The organism is Microcoleus sp. N9_A2, from assembly GCF_036701775.1.
Classification (GTDB): Bacteria; Cyanobacteriota; Cyanobacteriia; order Cyanobacteriales; family Microcoleaceae; genus Microcoleus.
Genome location: NZ_JAUBRH010000005.1, coordinates 110,904 through 131,651, shown reverse-complemented (window position 1 = coordinate 131,651; position 20,748 = coordinate 110,904). Strand labels below are relative to the sequence as shown.

General features: G+C 45.9%; 21 protein-coding genes. 13 read left to right on the top strand and 8 right to left on the bottom strand.

Annotated elements, in window-relative coordinates:
* Nucleotides 1–37 precede the first annotated feature (37 nt).
* The 3 genes from QUA44_RS04705 to QUA44_RS04695 form a co-directional block, all read right to left on the bottom strand.
* The gene (locus QUA44_RS04705; protein ID WP_333248683.1) at nt 38–175 is read right to left on the bottom strand and encodes a hypothetical protein; all 138 of its coding nucleotides are present in this window, start codon (nt 173–175) and stop codon (nt 38–40) included.
* 117 nt (nt 176–292) lie between these two features.
* Nucleotides 293–1,702: a (Fe-S)-binding protein gene (locus QUA44_RS04700; protein WP_333248685.1), complete on the bottom strand. Its 1,410-nt coding sequence runs from the start codon at nt 1,700–1,702 to the stop codon at nt 293–295.
* Nucleotides 1,703–1,999: 297 nt separating this feature from the next.
* On the bottom strand, nt 2,000–3,316 hold the full coding sequence (locus tag QUA44_RS04695; RefSeq protein WP_333248687.1) for an FAD-binding oxidoreductase: 1,317 nt from the start codon (nt 3,314–3,316) through the stop codon (nt 2,000–2,002).
* A gap of 96 nt (nt 3,317–3,412) precedes the next feature.
* On the opposite strand from QUA44_RS04695, the gene QUA44_RS04690 reads away from it, so the two are divergent.
* The 4 genes from QUA44_RS04690 to QUA44_RS30635 all read left to right on the top strand — a co-directional run bounded on the left by QUA44_RS04690 (nt 3,413) and on the right by QUA44_RS30635 (nt 7,097).
* Nucleotides 3,413–4,876 (top strand): ATPase domain-containing protein, encoded by a 1,464-nt coding sequence (locus QUA44_RS04690; protein WP_333248689.1) that lies wholly within the window; start codon nt 3,413–3,415, stop codon nt 4,874–4,876.
* A 433-nt stretch (nt 4,877–5,309) separates the two neighbouring features.
* A complete protein-coding gene (locus QUA44_RS04685) occupies nt 5,310–5,681 on the top strand; it encodes a response regulator (RefSeq protein WP_333248692.1) in 372 nt (123 codons plus the stop codon).
* Entirely contained in the window at nt 5,678–6,838 is a 1,161-nt protein-coding gene (locus tag QUA44_RS04680) for an ATP-binding protein (protein ID WP_333248695.1), read from the top strand. The genes QUA44_RS04685 and QUA44_RS04680 overlap by 4 nt, the downstream gene beginning before the upstream one ends.
* A gap of 121 nt (nt 6,839–6,959) precedes the next feature.
* Nucleotides 6,960–7,097, top strand: a complete 138-nt coding sequence (locus tag QUA44_RS30635) for a hypothetical protein (protein ID WP_445243635.1) — start codon at nt 6,960–6,962, stop codon at nt 7,095–7,097.
* Between the two features lie 116 nt (nt 7,098–7,213).
* On the opposite strand, the gene QUA44_RS04675 is transcribed toward QUA44_RS30635, so the two are convergent.
* Nucleotides 7,214–8,194, bottom strand: coding sequence for a DALR anticodon-binding domain-containing protein (locus QUA44_RS04675; RefSeq protein WP_333248698.1), 981 nt, complete (start codon nt 8,192–8,194; stop codon nt 7,214–7,216).
* Nucleotides 8,195–8,549: 355 nt separating this feature from the next.
* Here QUA44_RS04675 and QUA44_RS04670 point away from each other — a divergent pair, with 355 nt between their 5' ends.
* The 5 genes from QUA44_RS04670 (at nt 8,550) to QUA44_RS04650 (ending at nt 13,286) form a co-directional block, all read left to right on the top strand.
* Nucleotides 8,550–9,383 (top strand): Crp/Fnr family transcriptional regulator, encoded by an 834-nt coding sequence (locus QUA44_RS04670; protein WP_445243633.1) that lies wholly within the window; start codon nt 8,550–8,552, stop codon nt 9,381–9,383.
* Entirely contained in the window at nt 9,352–10,176 is an 825-nt protein-coding gene (locus tag QUA44_RS04665; RefSeq protein ID WP_333248701.1) for an HAD-IB family phosphatase, read from the top strand. Before QUA44_RS04670 ends, QUA44_RS04665 begins: the two co-directional genes overlap by 32 nt.
* Before the next feature lie 259 nt (nt 10,177–10,435).
* Entirely contained in the window at nt 10,436–11,056 is a 621-nt protein-coding gene (gene mtnB, locus QUA44_RS04660) for a methylthioribulose 1-phosphate dehydratase (protein ID WP_333248703.1), read from the top strand.
* A 157-nt stretch (nt 11,057–11,213) separates the two neighbouring features.
* On the top strand, nt 11,214–12,248 hold the full coding sequence (locus tag QUA44_RS04655) for a patatin-like phospholipase family protein (protein ID WP_333248704.1): 1,035 nt from the start codon (nt 11,214–11,216) through the stop codon (nt 12,246–12,248).
* 225 nt (nt 12,249–12,473) lie between these two features.
* Nucleotides 12,474–13,286 (top strand): MlaE family lipid ABC transporter permease subunit, encoded by an 813-nt coding sequence (locus QUA44_RS04650; RefSeq protein ID WP_333248707.1) that lies wholly within the window; start codon nt 12,474–12,476, stop codon nt 13,284–13,286.
* A 316-nt stretch (nt 13,287–13,602) separates the two neighbouring features.
* Here QUA44_RS04650 and QUA44_RS04645 read toward each other — a convergent pair whose 3' ends face one another.
* A complete protein-coding gene (locus QUA44_RS04645; protein WP_333248709.1) occupies nt 13,603–15,111 on the bottom strand; it encodes an SGNH/GDSL hydrolase family protein in 1,509 nt (502 codons plus the stop codon).
* Between the two features lie 206 nt (nt 15,112–15,317).
* On the opposite strand from QUA44_RS04645, the gene QUA44_RS04640 reads away from it, so the two are divergent.
* Both QUA44_RS04640 and QUA44_RS04635 read left to right on the top strand, forming a co-directional pair.
* Entirely contained in the window at nt 15,318–15,662 is a 345-nt protein-coding gene (locus tag QUA44_RS04640; protein ID WP_015174589.1) for a hypothetical protein, read from the top strand.
* Nucleotides 15,663–15,827: 165 nt separating this feature from the next.
* Nucleotides 15,828–16,070 (top strand): hypothetical protein, encoded by a 243-nt coding sequence (locus QUA44_RS04635; protein WP_333248713.1) that lies wholly within the window; start codon nt 15,828–15,830, stop codon nt 16,068–16,070.
* 254 nt (nt 16,071–16,324) lie between these two features.
* Here QUA44_RS04635 and QUA44_RS04630 read toward each other — a convergent pair whose 3' ends face one another.
* Nucleotides 16,325–16,525, bottom strand: coding sequence for a hypothetical protein (locus tag QUA44_RS04630; protein ID WP_333248715.1), 201 nt, complete (start codon nt 16,523–16,525; stop codon nt 16,325–16,327).
* Nucleotides 16,526–16,792: 267 nt separating this feature from the next.
* Here QUA44_RS04630 and QUA44_RS04625 point away from each other — a divergent pair, with 267 nt between their 5' ends.
* Nucleotides 16,793–17,137 carry a hypothetical protein gene (locus tag QUA44_RS04625; protein ID WP_333248717.1) on the top strand — a complete coding sequence of 115 codons (345 nt, stop codon included), beginning with the start codon at nt 16,793–16,795 and terminating at the stop codon, nt 17,135–17,137.
* A 115-nt stretch (nt 17,138–17,252) separates the two neighbouring features.
* Here QUA44_RS04625 and QUA44_RS04620 read toward each other — a convergent pair whose 3' ends face one another.
* Together QUA44_RS04620 and QUA44_RS04615 are read right to left on the bottom strand one after the other, a co-directional pair.
* Nucleotides 17,253–18,539 carry a glycoside hydrolase family protein gene (locus QUA44_RS04620; protein WP_333248719.1) on the bottom strand — a complete coding sequence of 429 codons (1,287 nt, stop codon included), beginning with the start codon at nt 18,537–18,539 and terminating at the stop codon, nt 17,253–17,255.
* Nucleotides 18,540–18,951: 412 nt separating this feature from the next.
* The gene (locus tag QUA44_RS04615; protein ID WP_333248722.1) at nt 18,952–19,611 is read right to left on the bottom strand and encodes an NAD(P)H-binding protein; all 660 of its coding nucleotides are present in this window, start codon (nt 19,609–19,611) and stop codon (nt 18,952–18,954) included.
* 121 nt (nt 19,612–19,732) lie between these two features.
* On the opposite strand from QUA44_RS04615, the gene QUA44_RS04610 reads away from it, so the two are divergent.
* Nucleotides 19,733–20,446 carry a DUF1997 domain-containing protein gene (locus QUA44_RS04610; RefSeq protein ID WP_333248723.1) on the top strand — a complete coding sequence of 238 codons (714 nt, stop codon included), beginning with the start codon at nt 19,733–19,735 and terminating at the stop codon, nt 20,444–20,446.
* The last annotated feature ends 302 nt before the right edge of the window (nt 20,447–20,748 follow it).

The window sequence follows — 20,748 nt, the reverse complement described above, 5'->3', positions numbered from 1 at the left end:
AAATTTAAAAGTGCGATCGGTCTTTTCCCAATCTAGTTTACAATTGTTCCGGGTCAATTCCCATCGTTCGCAGTCTTTCTGCCAATAAAGCAGCCCGCAGTTGGGCTTGTTCCAAGCTGCGAGAAACCTCCTCATAACTTGCAAACGGTTCGCCGTCAGGGCGATAAATTTGCAACTTTTCACCCCAGACTCCTTTGTGGAACAGGCGTCCCGCCTGTGAATTCCTGCTGTTCCTTGAAAAAAAATCTCACTCAGCAGCGAAAATAGGGCAGACACGGCCCGCCCTACAAAACTACTTCCTCTGCAACCTCACCCCACGTATAGAATAATCCAAAAGCTCAATAGGGTGCATTAAAGTAACTTTCTTTCCCTGCAACTCCAAATGCTTCTTAATTTGCAAAGAACAACCTGGATTAGAAGAAGCAATCAACTCAGCCCCCGTATTCAGCAAATTCTCCACCTTCTGCACTCCCAATTCATCAGCAATTTCCGGCTGAAGCATATTGTAAACCCCCGCACTCCCGCAGCACAAAGCAGCATCCAAAGGCTCTTTTAACTTCACACCAGGGATTTGTTGCAACAACTGACGCGGCTGCAAACTAATCTTTTGCCCGTGCAACAAATGACAAGCATCCTGATAAACAATTGTCAAATCTCCATCAATCAAAGGATTGAGTTTCGCCGTAATTCCCGCACTTGCCAAAAACTCCTGCACATCCTTCACATTCGCAGCAAAATTCTCAGCTTTCTCCCGATATTCCGGGTCATCAGCTAAAATGTGACCGTATTCTTTCAAAGTGTGGCCGCAGCCAGCAGCGTTGATAATTACAAAATCAACATTAGTATTTTCAAAGCTGTCAATCATTTGTCTCGCCAAAGATTGCGCCTGCTGGGCTTGTCCTTGATGTTCCGGCAAAGCAGCGCAGCATCCTTGACTTTTGGGAATCACAACCTCGCAGCCGTTAGCCGTCAAAACACGCACCGTAGCCTCATTAACCGGCGAGAACAACAACCTCTGCACGCAACCTAAAATCACGCCGACTCGATAGCGTTTCTCCCCTTGTGCGGGAATAACTTCTGGTAAATTATCCCGGAAAGAATCAACTGTTACCTTCGGCAAAATTGATTCCATCGCCGCCAAGCGGGGAAATACTTTTTTCAGCAAACCTGTTTGGCGGACAAGTTTTGGCAGTCCTAATTTTTGATAAATAAACAGCGGTACAAGCAAAGGCCGCAATCTGTGAGGATAAGGGAATAGATTAAAAATCAGAGTCCGAATTACATTGTCGGAAAAAGTGCGTTTTTGATTTCGGGTAACTTGGTGGCGAGTTGCGGAAATTAATTTGTCATATTGCACACCAGAAGGGCAAGTTGTCACGCAGGCTAAACAGCCCAAACAAGTATCGAAATGCTGCGAAGTTGCTTCGTTTAAAGGTGCGTCGCCTTCGTTAATTGCATCCATTAAATAAATGCGGCCTCTGGGCGAATCCATTTCTTTGCCAAGTACGCGATAACTCGGACAAGTTGACAAACAAAAGCCGCAGTGTACGCAAGTATCGATTAATTTCGGTTCTGGCGGGTTCTTGGCATCGAAACCTGGGAGTTCGAGGGTTTCTAAGTGCGGATTTTGTGCTAGGAAATTGCTGTCTTTAGCGGGTTTTAAATCGTCACTGGGAATTTGAGATTTTTCTGAAGTTTGCATATTTTACCTAATTCTTAAGGTTCGTAGTGAGGACTTTAGTCCTTCTTCGGGAATTTAAGAAGGACTGAAGTATTGGTGTCAACAATCGCATAAAACTCTCGATTGAACTCGCTTTTAGCTGAGTCTAGATCCCCCTCAATCCCCCTTAAGAAGGGGGAGGCAAGAGCATTTCCGGTTCCCCCCTTCTTAAGGGGGGCTAGGGGGGATCGATAGCCTAATCGTCAAACACTATCTTGGTACTAAATAAGACGTTAAGCTGGCACCAATGATACTGAATTCCTGACTACAAACTTTAAACTAAATACCGCTTATAAAACGATGGGGACTCAAAAGATTTTCCGGGTCAAACTGCTGTTTAATCCGGCGCATTAAATCGATCGCACTTCCAGTATAGCCCCAAATATCTAACTCTTGCTTGATGTCAGCAGGCGCTACCAAAACCGTCAGAAAACCGCCTTTCGCTTCGCACCCTCTGCGTACCTGCAACAGCGTTTGGGCCGTCGCATTCTCAAACCGCAAAACCCCCAAACCGCTTCCTGCATGAATCAAAGCGTCCTGTACCGGCAATTCGTTAATTGCCGTTACAGCTTCCGATGGTCTGATGCCTATTTTGCAAATAATTGCCGACTTGGTGCCAGAATTCCACATTGTTTCTGGTAATCTTTGCCATAACTGAAGCTCATCATTTTCGCAGCAGGTAGTGCCTTGCAAACCCAACTTTTCGCCAACTTCCAGCAAGCGGGCTGATTGTTGTTTAACGCTTTCGGCGATGCTTTGAAATCTGACGATTAATCCCGTACCCTTTCCTAAGCCTAATTTGACGACTAACTGCGGTGACAGCAAATCAACTGCCGTAGGTGTCAGGGCAGAAGATAATAAGATTTGAGTGGCTTCAGCTAAAGCATTAGTTTCTCCTGTCAGTATGACAGTTCCCGATGATTCGGGCAGCGGATAAACTCGGAAAGTTACTTGAGAAATGATGCCTAATGTGCCGTAAGCACCGGTAAACAGTTTCATCAAGTCGTAGCCGGCGACATTTTTTACAACTCGACCTCCGGCTTTAGCAATTTTACCGTCCGATCGCACAAAGGTCATTCCCAGCAGCAAATCGCGAACCCCGCGATAGCGATGCCGCAAAGAACCCGCATCAGCAGTAGCGATAATTCCGCCCAAAGTTGCCTGTTGGGGATATGCTGGATCGATCGGCAAAAATTGACCTACTTTACCTAAAATTTCCTGCAAATCCGCAAACTTCATGCCCGCTTCCGCAGTCACCGTCAAATCGCCCACAGCGTGTTCTACCAGCCGATTTAGGCGCGTCGTACTCACGGCAATTTTGACTCCCTTGACTAAACCGCCCCAATCGAGTTTGCTGCCGCTACCACAAGGCAAGACTACACAGCGATTTTGCTCAGCCCAAGCAATCACCGCCGCGAGTTCTTCCTGAGTATGGGGGTAAACGGTGCAGTCTATTTTCGTGCCCGGGGCAACTGCTTTTTCTACCCGTTCTTGCCAAAATGGCTCTGTATCTTGCCAGCGACAGATGCCAGCAGTCCCGACAATACTTTCTAATTCTTGTGTGCTTACGTAATTTTCGGTAGAAAAAGATTTCATGAAGGTTATCAGACGCCCGGTAAAAAAAATATCAAAACACTGCCTAAAACCATTAAATATTAATACGGGCCCGATATTCAAAACATGAAGAAACAAATGTCTCAAAACCGAATTTCTCTGGGAATTACCGGTCTCAACGAAGTGATTGATGGCGGCCTGATTCCTCAACGCTCTTATCTGGTACGCGGCGGCCCGGGTACTGGCAAAACTACTCTGGGCTTTCACTTTTTGGCTGCGGGTATTGCTCTGGGAGAAACGCCCCTGTTTATTACTTTAGGAGAACCGGAAGCGCAATTGCGCGCCAATGCCGAAAGTCTCGGTTTTGACATGGAAGCGATGGCGTTCCTAGATTTGAGCCCTTCCTCAGAATTCTTTACCGAAGTTCAAACCTACGACATTTTCTCGCCGTCGGAGGTTGAGCGAGAACCGACTACACAAAAGATTATCGAGCGAGTTAAGGCTGTCAAGCCACAACGGGTGTTTTTGGATGCAATCACTCAATTTCGCTACTTGGCTGCGGATGAGTTTCAGTTTCGCAAGCAAGTTTTGTCTTTTCTGCGGTTTTTGGTGGAAGGGGGGGCGACGGTGGTGTTTACCTCGGAAGGGACATCAAGTGCTCCCGATGACGATTTGCAATTCATCAGCGACGGCGTGATTTATTTAGAATTGCGGCCTGAAGGGCGCACTCTGTCTGTCACTAAGCTGCGCGGTTCTAACTTCCGCGACGGCCGCCATTCGCTGCGCCTGACTCAGGCTGGTATGGAGGTATTTCCGCGACTGCTTCCGGACAACTACCAGCAGGATTTTGTGGCTGAACCGATTTCTGCTGGGGTTCCAGAAATGGATGAACTGCTGCACGGGGGACTGGAACGGGGGACTGTGACGGTGATTACTGGGCCTAGCGGCGTGGGTAAAACGACGGTGGGGATGCAGTTTATGAAGGAGGCGGCGGGAAGGGGGGAGCGATCGGTAGTTTACATTTTTGAGGAGTCAATTTCTACTCTGCTCGGCCGCTGCGAATCTGTCAACATCCCGGTTGGGGCGATGATGGCGCAGGGAAGTCTTTCGGTGATACCTGTGGAACCTTTGCTGTACTCGCCGGATCAGTTTGCGAGTATGGTACGCCGAGAGGTGGAGCAGGAAAAGACGCGGATTGTGATGATTGACAGTATTTCTGGCTATCAGATTTCGATGCGGGGGCAAGATTTGGTGAACAATTTGCACGCTTTGTGCAAGTATCTCAAGAATATGGGAGTCACTGTTATCTTGATTAATGAGGTAGAAGCGATTAGTGGAGATTTTCGCCTGACCGAGATCGGGATTAGCTATTTGGCGGATAATCTTGTGTTTATCCGCTATCTGGAACGCCAACTGCATAATAGAACGGAAATCCGCAAGGCGATCGGCGTAATTAAAAAACGAGTCAGCAATTTCGAGAGAACTCTGCGAGAACTCGATATTACTCGCTACGGCATCAAAGTCAGCAAACCGATACGGGGGCTGCGCGGCATTTTGAGCTCGGCGCCGACGTGGATTGAGGGGGAAGCGGAGGAAGATTGAATCAAGGTTATCAGTGCTATTTTTGGCGGAGTGCAGCTAATGAAAGCAGTTGTCGATCTAATTAGTAGGGTGCGGCGCGCGCACCTCAGCAATAGCAGTAGTGCACGCACCGCACCAGCAGCATAAGTCCTGGAAAAGTTAAATATCTTGGTAAAATTGTGTATTTTCCGACTTTTACAGTCTTGGACGCACGGGGGCTAGAAACCCGGTTTCTACGAAAAATTTGCGTTTATTGACGAGAAATCTAGGAAGAAACCGGGTTTCTGAGGTCGCAACTTTTAAGAGCTCGCCGAAAAGTAAGCTAATACCAGTTGAAACAAAGAATACAACTGTAGGCCAGATCCAAACCCATAGATAATCAGTCATTGCCTATTCTAAATTCTAAATTCTAAAATCTAAAATAGTATAAGCCCTATTCAGAGGACGCCGATAGATGACTGAAAACTCAATAATTTTAGCGGTAGACCGGAATCACCGAAATTTGGAACTCCTAGCACAATTTCTTAATAAAGAAGGATACCAGACGATCGCGGCTGATAGCTTTGAAGAGGTTGCACAAGCTATCAGTCAGCCTGCTAGGATCGGGATGGCTTTAGTAGATATTTCTGGTTTCGACCGCCGGATTTGGGACTGCTGCGAACAACTGCGAAATCACCAAATCCCTTTTCTGATACTTTCGCCCAAACAAAGCGCTGCCATTCAGCACGAAAGCTTCTCCCGCGGTGCTCGGAGTATGTTGGTAAAACCTTTGATCGTTAGAGATTTGCTGTCCATTGTTCACAGCTTGCTAGGAGAACCTGCGTGAGTCAAATTTTATTGCTTGTCGAACAGAGAGAAAATCGCCGCCTGTTATTAGAATGGCTGGCAGTTTATTATGAGGTATTGCTGCCCAACTCCACAGAAAATATTGATGAAATGTTACCATTAAATCAATCTTTCGATCTGGGGATAATTGACGGTCTTGCCCTGAAACGGCACGGGCAATGGATCGCCGCCAAAAAACAGGCAGAAGGCCCGGTATGCTTGCCTTTTCTGTTGATTACATCCCGCTCGGATGTGGGGATGGCAACGCGATTTATTTGGCAAACTATTGACGATTTAATTATTGCTCCGATCGAGAAGATAGAATTGCAAGCGCGGGTGGAGATTTTGCTGCGATCGCGCCAGTTGTCTTTAACCCTCAAATTGTCTCACGACCAACTCGATCGCACCCTGCAAACAGCTAAAGAACTCAACGAGATAAAAACTTCTTTGCTGTACATGATTGCCCACGACGTTCGCAATCCTTTAAACTTCATCATCGGCACTACGCAAGTTCTTGCCAGATACAAATCGAAATTATCTGATGATAGAACACAAGAACTGCTTGACAAAACTCAAGTCGCAGCAAAAAGTATCGATCTGTTATTAGATGACGTTCTGCTGCTGGGCCGCTCGGAGTCGGGAAAAATTGCGCTTCGTTTGCTACCGCTAGACTTGGCAAAGTTTTGTAATGAGTTGGTAGCAGAATTTCAAAGCAGCCTGAATTTGAAGCGTCAAACTGATGCGGTGAAGTTGATTTTTGTGAATCACTGTCAATCGGCGATCGCGTGTTTGGAGGTGAGCTTGCTGCGGGGCATTCTTAGCAATTTGCTGTCAAATGCTATCAAGTATTCTCCCCCCCATACTCAAGTAGTTTTTGAATTAAAAGTTACGGAAAATGAGGTGGTTTTTTCGGTAACTGATTCCGGAATTGGCATACCTTTGGCAGACCAAGAACGGCTGTTTGAGTCATTTTACCGGGCTAAAAATGTCGGTCGAATTCCCGGTACTGGACTGGGGCTAAGCATCGTTAAAAAATGCGTGGACTTGCACCGTGGCGAAATTACTTTGACCAGTGAAGAAGGCGTCGGCAGTACATTTACAGTAACGCTGCCGATCGCAAAAATTGAACAAGAGCAACTCTCGTCTGCAACGCTTTAAACTAGATGCAGGAATTATATTGGGATTTAAAGACAGGATTTTTGGCAGGGATGATAAATCGCTGGTTTCTCATTTTTATTACGGCATCGATGGAAGGTTTTTGATGGTTTTTTCCTAGGCAATTGCAGCGGAAATTTATCATGCTCGATCGCACCGCTGGCGGAAAATTCACACTATTTTAAAGTGCATCGCGCTGCTGCTATTTCTCTGCCCAAGAGTAACGGGTTCTCGCGATTTGTTGGGAATTCGTTTAAGCTAGCAAAAATAACTCATTTATCACGGCAATTTCAAAAACTAAACTTGTCCGAAACCAGCGCCAAAATACAGTAAAATACTTTATTTTATGTTCGTTATTACTTTTTTAGACTGACTCATTCAAAGTTCTAAAGGAGCAATAGCGTTAAACAAATTTTCTAGGATAAATCGCAGCAAAGATTGAGTTGCTAATATTAAACCTAATCGAGCTTGGGCGAGTTTTGGCTGTTCTATTTTAACTTCTCCCCAAATTCGGCACTGGCTGTAAAAAATCTGAAATGCTTCGCTCAAACTATTGGCTAATTTGAAATAATTGACAGGTTGTTCGCGGTTTGTCGAGTCAAAAGTAGGATATAAATTGTCTAGCACTGTTAACAGTTGGGATATTAAACGGCGTTCTGCTGGATGCACTAACCGCAGTCGATCGCCCTCGTCAATCCAAGGGATAGGGTTTGGCGCCGCCAGCGACCAAATTTGCGGTGCTGTAGCGACATCCGGCTGCGCGATCGCAATTATGCGATCGCGATCGGCCATTCGCAACAGGGAACAACAGCGCGCGTGGCTGTACTGAATCGGAAACAGTCGATCGGCACACACAACAGGAGATAAGATCCGATATTCTGGAACTGGGAGGGGAATTTGAGCTAAACGCTGCAACCAGACGGCTAAACCGGCATCCGTCAACTCTAGTTCAATCATTCCATCCCGTGCGACTTTAACGGCGAAATCTGGGTAACACAACGGTTGGAGAGTTTCGGCCAACTGTGTGGCGATCGCCTGCGGTGTCTGCTGCCAACTTTTAGCCAATTTCAGGGCGATCGCAGACAGGTACAGCACCCGCGCGCTATCTTTACTCCGATTTAACGGAAATATTGCACCATTCTCAATAAGCTGGTTATGGGCGGGCAGGATGCCCACCCCACAATCAAATTCACTCGTTGTGGAACAGGCAAGATGCCTGTTCTTGAGAATGGTGCCACCTATGAGATTTAACGGAATGTGGGCCAGTGTTCCCTGCTGGGCGATCGCGCTTTGGAACCTTGAAAGCAAGAAACACTTCACTGTAACTTCCGGGCACTGTGAGATATTTGCTGTATCCATATCGGCTGATCCTACGGTAAGAGCAATGATCGACTGTTACCGCTTGCACTATTCTTGTACGTTAAACTGCTGATGTCAGAGATAGTCGATCAGCTCCCCTGGGCGGGGCTACATCGAATTAATGTGCTTTCTAGCGATTTGTTTGCTAACTATACAATAATTTACGACAAATTTTTTGCTGAACTCTACCATTTTGATGTATTTTTTGCTACATTAAATCTTTCGGTAAAACACAGAAAAGTCAGCATAGTTAAGAAGCGTGCAAGCTTGATCGGGGGTTGGTTGTCTCACTTTGTATCGCACTGCTGGCAGAAGCTGTTTTTCTCACTATTAAATGTATCCCAGAGCCTCACTTATGCAATCAACTTCCACACATCTAGAGACTATCGATCGACCTTTTATCACTTGGCAGCGAATTATCGACTGGGCCCAGGAACACTACCGCTGCCGGACTTTTAGCAAAGATGAGCGGATTCCCGCAAGACCCGGACTGCTGTATTTAGTCCAGAAAGGTTCTGTGCGGCTCGTAGGCAGTGCTCAAGTTAGCGCTGCAGCGGCGAAATCAAAATCAGCTGACAAAACTACAGAAGAAGCTTTTTTGGGCTTCGTCGGCGCCGGTCAGCCTTTTGAACTGGTTGCTCAGTCTCCGTTTACTCTCCAAGCTTACGCTCATGCCGATCAAACTCACGTAGTGTGGATGTACTGGCACGACTTGGATAATTGGCCTCACTTTCGCAGGGAAATTTTGGATGCGTTTCGCTACCAGCACCAGCGGAAACTTCTCTGGCTGAGCACTTTGGGACAGCGCCGGACGATCGACCGATTGCTGGGATTTCTCACTTTGTTGATCGAGGAGTTCGGGGAACCTTACGTAGGTGACGGCGAACCGGATGTGGTTCGAGGCTACCGGCTGCCTTGGGCTTTGACTCACGCTCAAATTGGCAGCGCGATCGGCTCAACGCGGGTGACGGTGACGCGACTGATGGGTAAGTTGCGATCGAAAGGTTTGATTAATACTGAGGATGATAATTTAATCTGTTTGCCCGCTAAGTCTAACCCCCAAAAGACAAAAAACCACAAGCAGGAGGTAGAAGATTCCTTGGAAGATTCCTTGGAAGATGAAGATTCTCTCGAAGATTCCCTGGAAGATTCCCTGGATGATGAAGATTCCCTGGAAGAATCTGCATAAAATCCTGCGGGAAATTGCTAACAAACAGCAGGTCACTATTAGTTTTGGGCAGTCGCGCTCGATCGCTCGACAGTGTACGATGAATTGTGTAAACTTTTCCCGTTCTCGAAAGGTGCGACTGACAATGACCGATGACAAGCAAAAATCTTCAATCCCGAACAATCAGCAACGGGTGGTATTCTGCGACTTTGACGGCACGATAACTGTTGAAGAAACTTTTGTGGCAATGCTCAAGCATTTCGCGCCGGAACTGTCGTCTCAACTGATGCCTGAAATATACGCTAGAAGGCTGAGTTTGCGATCGGGAGTGCGGCAGTTACTAGAGTCTATTCCCTCGGAATGTTACGGGGAAATTGTAGATTTTTCTAGGGGAAAGCTGATGCGGCCGGGATTGGTGGAATTGCTGGATTTTTTGGACGAGAAAAAGGTAGATTTTGCGATCGTGTCCGGCGGTCTTCGGATTATGGTAGAGACGGTAATGGGCGATTTTGTACACCGGGCGATCGCTATTTACGCTGTGGATGTGGACGCTAGTGGCCCTCGGTTGCAAGTCAATTCTGAGTTGGAAGGAGATGAGGAATTGGTGTCTAAGGTGCGGGTGATGGGCCAGCACCCTGCCGAGGAACAGGTGGCAATTGGAGATTCGCTGACGGATTTTAATATGGCTTTGCAGGCTTCGTCTGTGTTTGCGCGCGATCGGCTTGCCGAGTATCTAGACGAACAGCAAAAGCCTTATACTAAATGGGATAATTTTTTTGATGTGTTGGAAAGTTTGTCCCAGAAATGGAATTGAAACTATAGCCTTTCTCAAGAAAAGCTATGTGTGTATTGGTAAAGTGTGCACTGCCCACCCTACGTTTAGATAAGCCTGGGCAATTCCTATTAACTCACATCTTGCACCATTGTCAATAAGCCTTTCACGAGTGGACAGGATGCCCACCACGCAAGAAAATTTACTCTTTGTGGAACAGGCATCTTGCCTGTTCTTGAGAATGGTGCAAAATGTCACTATTAACCTAAAAAGTAGATAAAAAACTGAGGATTTATAAAAAATGAGTGGCGATTTGAGATCGGATTTAATTGCAGCAGCCAAACATTTTTACGATCGCGGTTGGATGGTTGGGACTGCTGGCAATCTTTCAGCCCGCTTACCAGATGGCAGTTTTTGGATTACTGCTAGTGGCCGCGCCAAAGGGCAGTTAACTAAAGAAGATTTTATCAGAATGAACTCAGACGGCGCAATTGTCGAGCAACCTGTTGCCGACAGCCGCCCTTCAGCCGAAACCAGCATTCATTTAGCCGTTTACAATTGTTTTCCAAATGCTAAAGCTTGCTATCACGTCCACTCGATAGAGGCAAATCTAGTTTCTCGGCTAACAGCAGGAGATGCAGTGCCTTTGCCTGCGATCGAAATGGTGAAAGGTTTGGGGGTGTGGGAGGAAAACCCGCAAGTGTCGATACCCCTCTTTACAAATTATTTAGAAGTCCCTAAGATAGCCAAGGAAATTTGCGAATTCTTTGCCATTTGTGCGCCCTCTGTGCCCGCTTTGTTAATTCGCGATCACGGCATCACAGTCTGGGCAGACTCGCCAGCCGCCGCCTACAATTACGTAGAAATTGTAGAATACATTTTTCGCTATACGATCGCAGCCCGCCAATTAAATTTAGATTGAAGATTTGGGATTTGAGATTGAGTGGTGCATGAATTCGGAATTATGTAGCGTGAACCTTAAGCACCTTACCGCTATTACCCCTAGGATTAGCCTCTCAAACCAATTTTTGTATCCCGGACTGTAGGAAACGAGTAAATATTCAGAAGAAGCAACAGTTATGGCTAAATATACCAGAATTTTATCCATAGATGGAGGCGGAATTAGAGGGATTATCCCCGCGCAAATTTTAGTTAACGTTGAGTCAAAGCTGCAACAAAAAAGTGGCAACCCAGATGCGAGAATAGCTGACTATTTTGATTTAATCGCTGGCACGAGTGCGGGAGGAATTTTAACTTGCATCTATTTGTATCCAGATGCCGAAAATCCCAGCAGGCCTCGGTGGGCGGCCCAAGACGCTGTTAATTTTTCGATTAAGAGCGGCCGCGACGTTTTTCAGACTTCATTTTGGCAAAAAGTCAGATCTCTAGATGGTTTGAGAGATGAGAAATATCCCAGCGATCCCTTAGAAAAATTATTTTGGGAACATTTTAGAGATTGCAAACTCAGCGAACTGCTAAAACCTTGTTTAATTTCCAGTTACGACATCGAAAGGAGAAAAGCTCACTTCTTCGATCAAATAGATGGTAAAAAATGTCCAGCAGAAGACTATTTTATTAGAGATATCGCCAGAGCAACATCGGCAGCTCCCTCTTATTTTGAGGTTTCTAAACTCTACTCTTTTAGCAACGAATGCTATGCTTTAATTGACGGGGGAGTATTCGCAAACAATCCGGCACTTTGTGCCTATGCAGAAGTTAGAAATAAATTCCGAATTCCTGACAATGGCCCAGACCGAGGCCCGACAGCAAAAGATATGGTAATTTTATCACTGGGAACCGGAGAAGCTCAGAAAAATTTTCCCTACGAAAAAGTAAAAAACTGGGGTCAAGTTGAGTGGGTTGAGCCTTTGATCAATATCATGATGACGGGAGTTGCTGAAACTGTAAATTATCAACTAATTCAAATTTATGATGCGATTGAAAGACCGAATCAATATTTGAGAATTACTCCTGATTTGAGCCACGAACAACCGCTGCAGATTGATGATGCCTCGGAAGAGAAAATATCAGACCTGCTGAGAATTGGCAAGGATCAAGCCGACAAGAATAATGAACAGTTGGATAAGTTTATCGACTTGTTACTTGCGGAGTAGTCCTAGGGTTTGAGATTTGAGATTTTAGGTTGGGAAATGAGTGATGATTACCACAGAATCAATCAGTGCCAATCTAAAGTCTAAAATGGTATAGCACACCAACCGCAGGGCAGGCAGACTGAAAATATATGTTGACAAATCGTGCAATAATTGCTGTAGGATTGCCGAAAATCTCTATGTGGCAGTGCTACGCCCTGTTTGCAATTAATCGCGAGCCCTCAGTCATTGGTTAAAAAATACCAAGAAAAGCACGATCGACATTTAGATGAAACCTTCAATAACAGGTGGTTTCAGCGGTTTTTCGTGACATTGTTCCTGGGTGGGCAAGTGCTGCTACGCATAATCCAAGGCAGAATTGACCGCCGCAAAATCATGGAACATTTAGTAACAGTAGGTCTGGATTCTTTCCGATCCGTGCTACTAATAGCCTTTTTTGGTGGCATGATTTTTACCTTTCAATCGGCCAGAGAATTGGTTCGCTTTGGGGCGGTTGGGGCGATGGGAGGTGCGTTTGCTGTGGCATTTTGTGGCGAATTAGCACCACTTTTAACGGCGGGCGTGGTGGCGGGACAGGTAGGTTCGGCCTTTGCGGCGGAGATAGGAGAAATGCAGGTGACGGAACAAATAGACGCCCTGTATATGTTAAGAACAAATCCGGTTGATTATTTAGTAGTGCCGAGGGTGATAGCTTGCTGCATCATGCTGCCGATTTTAACAATTTTTTCGGTAGCGGTGGGGATTTTGGGCGGGCTATTTGTAGCGGTTTATTTTTATAATTTGGAACCGTCGGTATTTTTGGAATCGGTGCGGACTTTTTTGGGGCCTGGGGATTTAGTAACTGTGGTGATTAAAAGTTTTATTTTTGGGTTGATAATTGCCCTTGTCGGTTGCGGTTGGGGATTGACGACGGTGGGCGGAGGGAAAGGAGTTGGTCAAGCTGCAACGGCGGCGGTTGTGACTTCGTGGGTGTTGATTTTTGTGGCGGATTTCTTTTTATCATTGTTGATATTTCATGAGTTGAGGATGCTGAAAAGTTGATAATCTTGGCGATTGTAGCAGGAGTCAGGAGTTAAGATGCTTAAATATTAAGGGTTTGAACAATCATCAACGCCCTGCGCCGGTAAGGCGATTGCTATAAAATAAATCAACATGAAGATTTTTTAAACCGCAGATGAACGCAACTAAACGCTGATCAAATAGCATCAGCGTTCATCCCAATACGGTTTACTTAAGAGGGCGGGTTTTGCCTTGATACAGTCGATTATTTCATAAATTCTGAGCCCAAGCCGCCCCTACCGCAATATGGTTGACTTAAGAAATTCGTCAAAAAGCCCTAAGTAAACCGTATTGGCGTTCATCCGTGTTCATCCGCTGATATCTGCGGTTTAAAACTCTCAACTTTAGATGGTAGATTGGAGAAAGGAGGGCGATACACTCGAATTGCCTCAATAGGAAATTTCCCATCTGTTTCGGGGACGATTTCGAGGGTGTGTTTGGAGTTGCTCAAATTCTGAGCCAATGTTGTAGAATACTCGCGGCTTGAATCTGCAATTTGTGGCGGAACGTATGAATCAACAAACATTGGTCGCACCTGCCAGGAAATCTCAAAGCCTTTAGGTATCGGTTTTTTAGAGTATTCATAAGAATTTTTTAGCCACCAGTTTATCGGTTCAATCACGACGAGGCCCGAGTTTGAGACAAACATTTCGTCGTTTGTACCGCTGCCGTCGTAACCTGTTTTAGAACCTACAACGTCAAATTTAAACTTGCTGGCGTCGCTGTTAATCTCAGTAATTACGGCTTTCCAATCTTCGACGATTAGCGGTTTTTGGCTGGATACTTGGATGATGGCCGGCCAAGGAACGCCAGGACTAGCGCTAGGTCTGGTGATGCTGTAAAGTTCAGGAAATTCTGAGGGTTTTTTGCCGTCGATCGCAATTTTAGCAGAAATCGCGCCGCCGTTGAAGGTTTTATCGGCGATCGCATCTATTCTATTTCCTTCAAATTCTAAAACCCACTTGCCATCTTGCCACTTAACATCCCTGCCAACTGTATAGGTTTTCACTAAATCCTGCGGCGGTTGAGGAGAATTTTGCCTGTATCGCAGGTGCGGTTTTATGAGAGCAGCTAGGAGAAAATTTCCCCAATCGTTGAGGTGAATGTTGTCACTCAATAGCTGTTTGGGCTGCAAGCGATTATCTTTCAAATACCGCAGCCAAGGTTCACGAATTTCGGCTATTTCGCAGCCGTATTTATCTGCCAACTCAGGCAGCCATTTAGTAGAATGAGTGTTGTGCCATTCGTATCTGCTGACTGAATTGGGATCGTCGCTGTTGCCTGTCGGCATCCAGTCGATGTGGTCTGAATGCAAGAGTATTTCGCTAGCAGTGCGGCTGCGGACATTGGCAATTATGGCTTCGTAATCTTCATCGCCTCCGTAGACGTGAAAAATTAGTAAGTCTGGATAAAAAGGATACAAATCGTGTTCGCTGGGACGGATTAAAATCGGGGCGGCAAATCCTCCGAGCGCCCGATTTTCCACAATCAAATCTGCATTGGGAAATCGCTGTCTCAAATCATTCACTACATCTTTCCACCAATCTTGCTGAGTGATGGATTGACCGTAGAATAGGATACGCACTTGGCGGCGGTCTGTTGGAGTGCTAGCTGCAAGTAGCCCCATCGTCCTTTGAATCCTCGCTCCAAAACTAGCATTATTTGCAATAGGAGCGGGTGGGGGGAATGGCGTATCGGCAGCTATTTTTTTGATGAGCGGAACTAACAGAAAGCTCAGACACAAAAAAAGCAGCCACAAGTAGCGATCAATCTTGGATTTTCTGCTATTTCCTTGGTGTTTTGCCATTGTTTTATTTTTCCCTGTCCGTTTCACTTCGCTCAAGGCGACTGTGGGATGAATGCTACGCCTCTATCAGTAGCTGTAGCGTGCTTATGGGCGCACCTCACGAGTAGCTGTAGTGTAGGCTGTATGGAAATATATTACCAAATTGAGGGCGACAAAAAGTGATATAATGCCAGCTAATTAATTGCAGGAGATCGATCGCACGTCAAATGGATTACAAAACAGCCCGCAGTTTTCTGATCGACCAAGGAACCGCCCTGGAAACCAAGAAAAATCCCGACGCCTTCCTGATGCGTCTCAAACAAGGTCAACCGCCCGTACCCGGACAGGTGACATCGATTTTATTAGCTTTAAAAATATTGTTTGAAGGGCTGCAAGAATCTCCAATGCTCGATCGACAATTAATCTCGGCACTACATTTACTGTCAGTAGAAGGTTTGCAGCAATTTGAAGCTGGACTCCGCAGAGGAGTTTCTTGGCCACCGCTGCTGAAGGAAGACTTAAATCGAATTGCGATCGCAGTCAAGAATATCTTTTCCGGCGTCTGGCAATAATTAGCTCGGCAACCACCGATCTCTATACCACCGCCAGCAGACTCAAATTTTGATCATACAATACAAATTTTTGTTAAATATTCTGTTAATCTTGCTACATTTACCCTCAAATTGTGGCATCTTAATATAAGAATCGGTTCTAACAAGCAATTGGAGAAATTACTCATGAACGCCGAAGAAAAAGCTAGACAACTAATTGCACGAGAAAGGCAGCATAGCGAACACTTGCACGAATCTATGCTCAACCGTTCCTCCCACGAGCTAGAAACACATGGGGAGGGAATTGCTGAAGAAAAAGCCAGAGAATTAATGGCTCAAGAAAGGCAGCACAACGAACACCTGCACGACTCTATGTTAAGCCGTTCCTCCCAAGAGGCATCGATCGCACCCGATGACACTCACAAATAAATTTTGTTAACACAAGACTTACGGACACAAACCAAGAAACCGGGTTTTTATACCATTTTTCATACCATAACAAAGGGCTGTAAAAATGTTTTTGTATAAACAACCAGGTTTCTGCGTCCCGGAATACTTCAGCACAGCAAAACTATACTTAAATCGAGGAGGGTTTTAGGTGCAATCAAAACAGCCCCTGCTTGGTTGACAGCCGCTATCACCAACCTCCAAGTGCCAAATATAGCAAGAGAAAATGCCAGGTTCTACTCCTCGCGAAAGCTTTCGAGGGATGCCAAAAGAGCTGGCAGTCCCGCTAGCGCGGCCGACACCAAAGCCTCATCTTTGTAAACTCGCGATCGGAGAATACGGGTACTTTTAGACGCAGAGGTGAAAGAGCCTCGCCGTTGGGAATCTCCGGTTTCAACCCGCCCTAAATTTTTTGTTTCTCGGGTCACGGAAAACATAGCAGTATCCTCGCAGTATCGTCAATTAATCCCTAAATATGCGCCCGTAAAATTTATCACGGCTTGCTGTATGTTTCTATTATTACTCAGATAGGTAACAGAGATGAAACCATGAAATAATTATTCACGATAGCTAGGGATCAACTTAAACTGCTTAACAGCTTTTATTAATTTGTTACACGGCGCGCGTTTGTTTCAGCCGATCGCCCACAGCGACTCAGCCACCAGGCAGCAAAATCACCGATTTCACAAGAGGAACGCGGCTCAATGATGCTAACTCTTAGTCCAGCAACAGTTATAAGTCAAATCAGACCGACTGTCGAAAGCTTGCCCGACGGAGACTACCGCTACCGAGACTCCTTTGCGATCGATCGACCTTTCAGAGAAATCCAATTTCGCAAACAAGACAGATACATCACCGGCAGCGATTCAGACAAACGCACTGGCAAAAGTTACTGCTTCCGGGGAATCCCCCAGCACAACAACATTATTAACATCACGGTAGCGATCGAAATTTCCCCAAAAACAGCACAGCAAACCCAGTGGAAATTAGCACCAGGAAGCCGATTAATTTCGACAAGCTTTATCCGCTGCAAGCTGGGCCGGGATTAGAATTGTACAAATGTTTGACAGCATTTTTACCAAAATTGAAGTAGTCATCAGCCAACAGCCAACCGTCAACAGTCAACCGTCAACAGTCAACCGTCAACAGCCAACATTTAACTCCCTAAGAACCAGCATTTGCCAATTCTTCCCGCAGCATTTCCCGGTAGACTTTCGGCAAACGAGAACTCATAGAATTGTTCTCAATTCCATATCCCAAACTCGTCCAAGTTCCCGAAAGCATCCGCAATACCTCAGTTAATCTTTCCTGCCGCAACATCTCAGAAATATCAGCTTTCCAAAACTTGCGATCGCTCAACCAAGCATAAACCACAGCATCCTGATCTTCTGGTTTAAAACTGTAATCTTCCCAGAATAAAAAATTAGCACTACGCGCCTGATAGCGCTTAGCCTTCTCCTTCCAAGTCGTAGTCAGAAATTGATACCTGCCCGCTGCCGTAGTACACTTGCCTCGATTCGGGCCATTAACAATCTTCACGCACCAGTCAGGATGGCGGCTCAAATCTAATATATATTTGCCACCGTAAACAACGTGATAAGGGCGAGAAACATTCGACTCGCTAGCAGAAATAGTACGCATCAGTGCCCGAATGTAAGGATCGCCGGTTTTCATAGCCAGCGGCGGCAATTTTCCCACCCCGCTTACCGACTGCGACAACTGCTGATTTCCCCGCAAACTGTCAACCAAAAAAACACCGCTGCCAATCACAGCGCCGATTAAAAGTATAAATCCGAGGATTTGAATCTCTGATCGCCTCAGCAAACCTCTTTTTCGACGGCCCAATTTCTCAGCTTCTAGCCAAGTCATTTCCATTTCCGAAATTTCAACCCATTTTCGAGCCACCCGCATCCGGCGCACCCGAAAATCATATTGATATAGCGGCGCGGCTAACAGCGTTAAACTCGATAAAACTCCCGCCAATTTGCTCAACCAGAAATCGAATTCACCGGCTATGGCAACATTTGTCAGAGTAGATATTCCTGTTAGTAACTGAGCCGGATCGATCGATCGCGCTGGCCAATAAAAAATCGCAAGTTGCACCAACAGCGACAGATTAAAGGCAAAAAAAATCACTACAACAGCATTCAAGCCTTCTCGCAAGTGCGATCGAATACCAGTGTGCCTGCGCTTGAACTTGCGCGCAACGCGAAAGCGCCCCGGCAGCATAATTAGTAAGGGATTTAAGATTTTGACGGCGAACAAATGAAAAACAAAAAACACAGGCAACTGAATCAGCCAAGCCGCCAGCAGTAGAGTCAGAAAGCCGATATCGTCGCTGACAAAAGGAATGCCCCTGCGAAGGACAAAACTAAAACTCAGAGCGAGAGCAAATGCCCTTAACCACGAAATCGGATAGGGGAACCAAGCTGGCCACTTGAGAGTTTTCATGCTAGAAGAGAGAAATTTCAACGGCGAATCGTAAAACTATTAAGATTTTGCCAGATTTGGCGATCGGAAAATTGTTGTAGGGTGCGTCAGCCCAAATCTTTGACCCAAATCACATCTTGCACCATTCTCGATAAGCCTTTTTTGGGCGGGCAGGATGCCCACCCCACAAGAAAATGCACTTTTTGTTGTGGAACAGGCATCTTGCCTGTTCTTGACAATGGTGCAACATCTCATATCATTTCCGGTTACACTCATACATGATGTTGACGGTTGACTGTTGAGAGTGAACAGTCAACCGTCAACAGTCAACAGTGAACTCGAATTTACTATTCCGATGCTAACGGATTTGATATCAGATCCAAATCAAAGTGTTTTTTGTCTGACGCACCGAACCCAAGCGAGGCTAATTCAATCAAATCACACTGGCAAACAACTCCTCAAAACTTTTTTGCGGAGCCTCCGACTTCGCCACAATTTCCACAACCTTGTTGCGAGAAGTCGGCTGAAACAGCGCCTCCACGCACACTTGGGCTACCTTGGTGCGGGGAATGCTGCTCTCAAACATTTTGTCCGCACCAGTCATGACGATCGCATCTGAATTATCCTCATTTTTGAGACCGCCCGGACGGACAATGGTATAAATCAAGCCACTTTTTTGCAAATACTCCTCGGCTTGCTTTTTCCAAACCAGAATCAGCCAGAACAAATTCAGCGGGTGAAAAAACTGAGAGACGCACAGAGAAGTCACAAGCACAAAATGCTCAATTCCCTTAGCCTTAGCTGCCTCCACCAAATTTTTAGTACCTTCAAAATCCACCTTGTAAGGCGCTGTCGGGTCAAAACCAGGGGCCGCCCCTGTCGCGCACAGCAATACCGTACTGTCGCCGATGGCATCGTCCAGGGAAGTCGCATTTAATACATCCCCAGTCACTAACTCAGCCTCCGGTGGTAAAATTTGTCTAGCTGTCTCTAGATTTCGGACTAAGGCGCGCACGGGAATACCTCGCTTGACCAATTCTGCGACGATGCGGCGGCCAGTCTGACCTGTGGCTCCTGCTACAAATGCTTTCATAAGTCGAGTTATGCTGAACTAGGGTAAGTTTTGTTACTATCAATTTCTCAATTGTAGGGAGGAAACTCCCTTAACACATCCCCAACCGGATCGATCGGTGCGTATTACAGGAGAGTATAGGATGAAGCAAGATTCCGCTGAATATCAAACTTTTGAAGCTTCTGACGAAAATTACTACCCAGATGCGAGTTTCCGACAGCCCGAAAGTGGAAGCGCGGATGCAGGAGAGGAAGTTGAGCCGATTTGGTTTCACACGCATTTTGAAGACAGCATGGAGATGTACGCCGATGCGGAGACGGTGGCGAAGCATTTGAACAACCACAAGACTTGGTTTTGCCAGTGCGCTTCGCCGATGAAGGCCCAGCCGCTCGGCGAAAACGGCTACGATTTATTAATCGGGCGTTTTGGGGCTTTCGGCTACCGTGTTGAAGCGAGAATTGGTTTAGAGTTGCTGCCGCCTGACACTGAAGGCTGCTATTTGATTAAAACTATTCCGGTTCCGGATTATACCTCGCCTGGGTATGAAGTGGATTTTCGATCGGCAATGAAGCTAGTGGAGATACCGTCTCAGGAGTTTGCCGCCGATTGGCCGAGCTCGGAACGTGCTAAGCTGCCGCCTGCGATTACCAGTGCTACGTGGAAGCTGGATTTGGCTGTGGGAGTTTGCTTTCCCAAGTTTATTCGATCGATGTCTCAACCTTTAATAGTAAAAACCGGCGATGCGCTTTTGGAAAAAATCATCAAACAAGTCAACCGGCGCTTGACTTATAAAACTCAGCTTGTTTTTCACGAAAGTTTGGGCATTCCTTTTCCGAAAAATCCTAAGAAACATTAACAATACTTACGCTCTAACTCACATTTGTAGGGTGTGCACTGCACACCTTACTCATAAGTGCGATCGTAATAACTCATACCATTGTAGATTTTCGACTTCGGCGTGAGCCCTCAGTCGAACTATTTTAGATCAAAGAAGTGGGAATAACTGATTGTGTATGGGTTGGAAACACGGGTCTACAGTTGCTTTTTTGAAACTGATATCATATCAATTCCTGTTGCACGAGCGAGATGACTGTTGACTGTTGACTAAAATTATGGTTGCGGGAAAACTGACTGTTTGAACATTTGAACAATACCGAT

Excerpts from the sequence above, each read along its gene's own strand:
- QUA44_RS04645 (WP_333248709.1), bottom strand. The coding sequence starts at position 15,111 with ATGGCAAAACACCAAGGAAATAGCAGAAAATCCAAGATTGATCGCTAC.
- QUA44_RS04665 (WP_333248701.1), top strand. The coding sequence starts at position 9,352 with ATGATGAAGATTCCCTGGAAGAATCTGCATAAAATCCTGCGGGAAATT.
- QUA44_RS04610 (WP_333248723.1), top strand. The coding sequence starts at position 19,733 with ATGAAGCAAGATTCCGCTGAATATCAAACTTTTGAAGCTTCTGACGAA.
- QUA44_RS04640 (WP_015174589.1), top strand. The coding sequence starts at position 15,318 with ATGGATTACAAAACAGCCCGCAGTTTTCTGATCGACCAAGGAACCGCC.
- mtnB (WP_333248703.1), top strand. The coding sequence starts at position 10,436 with ATGAGTGGCGATTTGAGATCGGATTTAATTGCAGCAGCCAAACATTTT.
- QUA44_RS04690 (WP_333248689.1), top strand. The coding sequence starts at position 3,413 with ATGTCTCAAAACCGAATTTCTCTGGGAATTACCGGTCTCAACGAAGTG.
- QUA44_RS04695 (WP_333248687.1), bottom strand. The coding sequence starts at position 3,316 with ATGAAATCTTTTTCTACCGAAAATTACGTAAGCACACAAGAATTAGAA.
- QUA44_RS04635 (WP_333248713.1), top strand. The coding sequence starts at position 15,828 with ATGAACGCCGAAGAAAAAGCTAGACAACTAATTGCACGAGAAAGGCAG.
- QUA44_RS04670 (WP_445243633.1), top strand. The coding sequence starts at position 8,550 with ATGCAATCAACTTCCACACATCTAGAGACTATCGATCGACCTTTTATC.
- QUA44_RS04700 (WP_333248685.1), bottom strand. The coding sequence starts at position 1,702 with ATGCAAACTTCAGAAAAATCTCAAATTCCCAGTGACGATTTAAAACCC.
- QUA44_RS04625 (WP_333248717.1), top strand. The coding sequence starts at position 16,793 with ATGATGCTAACTCTTAGTCCAGCAACAGTTATAAGTCAAATCAGACCG.
- QUA44_RS04615 (WP_333248722.1), bottom strand. The coding sequence starts at position 19,611 with ATGAAAGCATTTGTAGCAGGAGCCACAGGTCAGACTGGCCGCCGCATC.
- QUA44_RS04620 (WP_333248719.1), bottom strand. The coding sequence starts at position 18,539 with ATGAAAACTCTCAAGTGGCCAGCTTGGTTCCCCTATCCGATTTCGTGG.
- QUA44_RS04685 (WP_333248692.1), top strand. The coding sequence starts at position 5,310 with ATGACTGAAAACTCAATAATTTTAGCGGTAGACCGGAATCACCGAAAT.
- QUA44_RS04675 (WP_333248698.1), bottom strand. The coding sequence starts at position 8,194 with ATGGATACAGCAAATATCTCACAGTGCCCGGAAGTTACAGTGAAGTGT.
- QUA44_RS04630 (WP_333248715.1), bottom strand. The coding sequence starts at position 16,525 with ATGTTTTCCGTGACCCGAGAAACAAAAAATTTAGGGCGGGTTGAAACC.
- QUA44_RS04655 (WP_333248704.1), top strand. The coding sequence starts at position 11,214 with ATGGCTAAATATACCAGAATTTTATCCATAGATGGAGGCGGAATTAGA.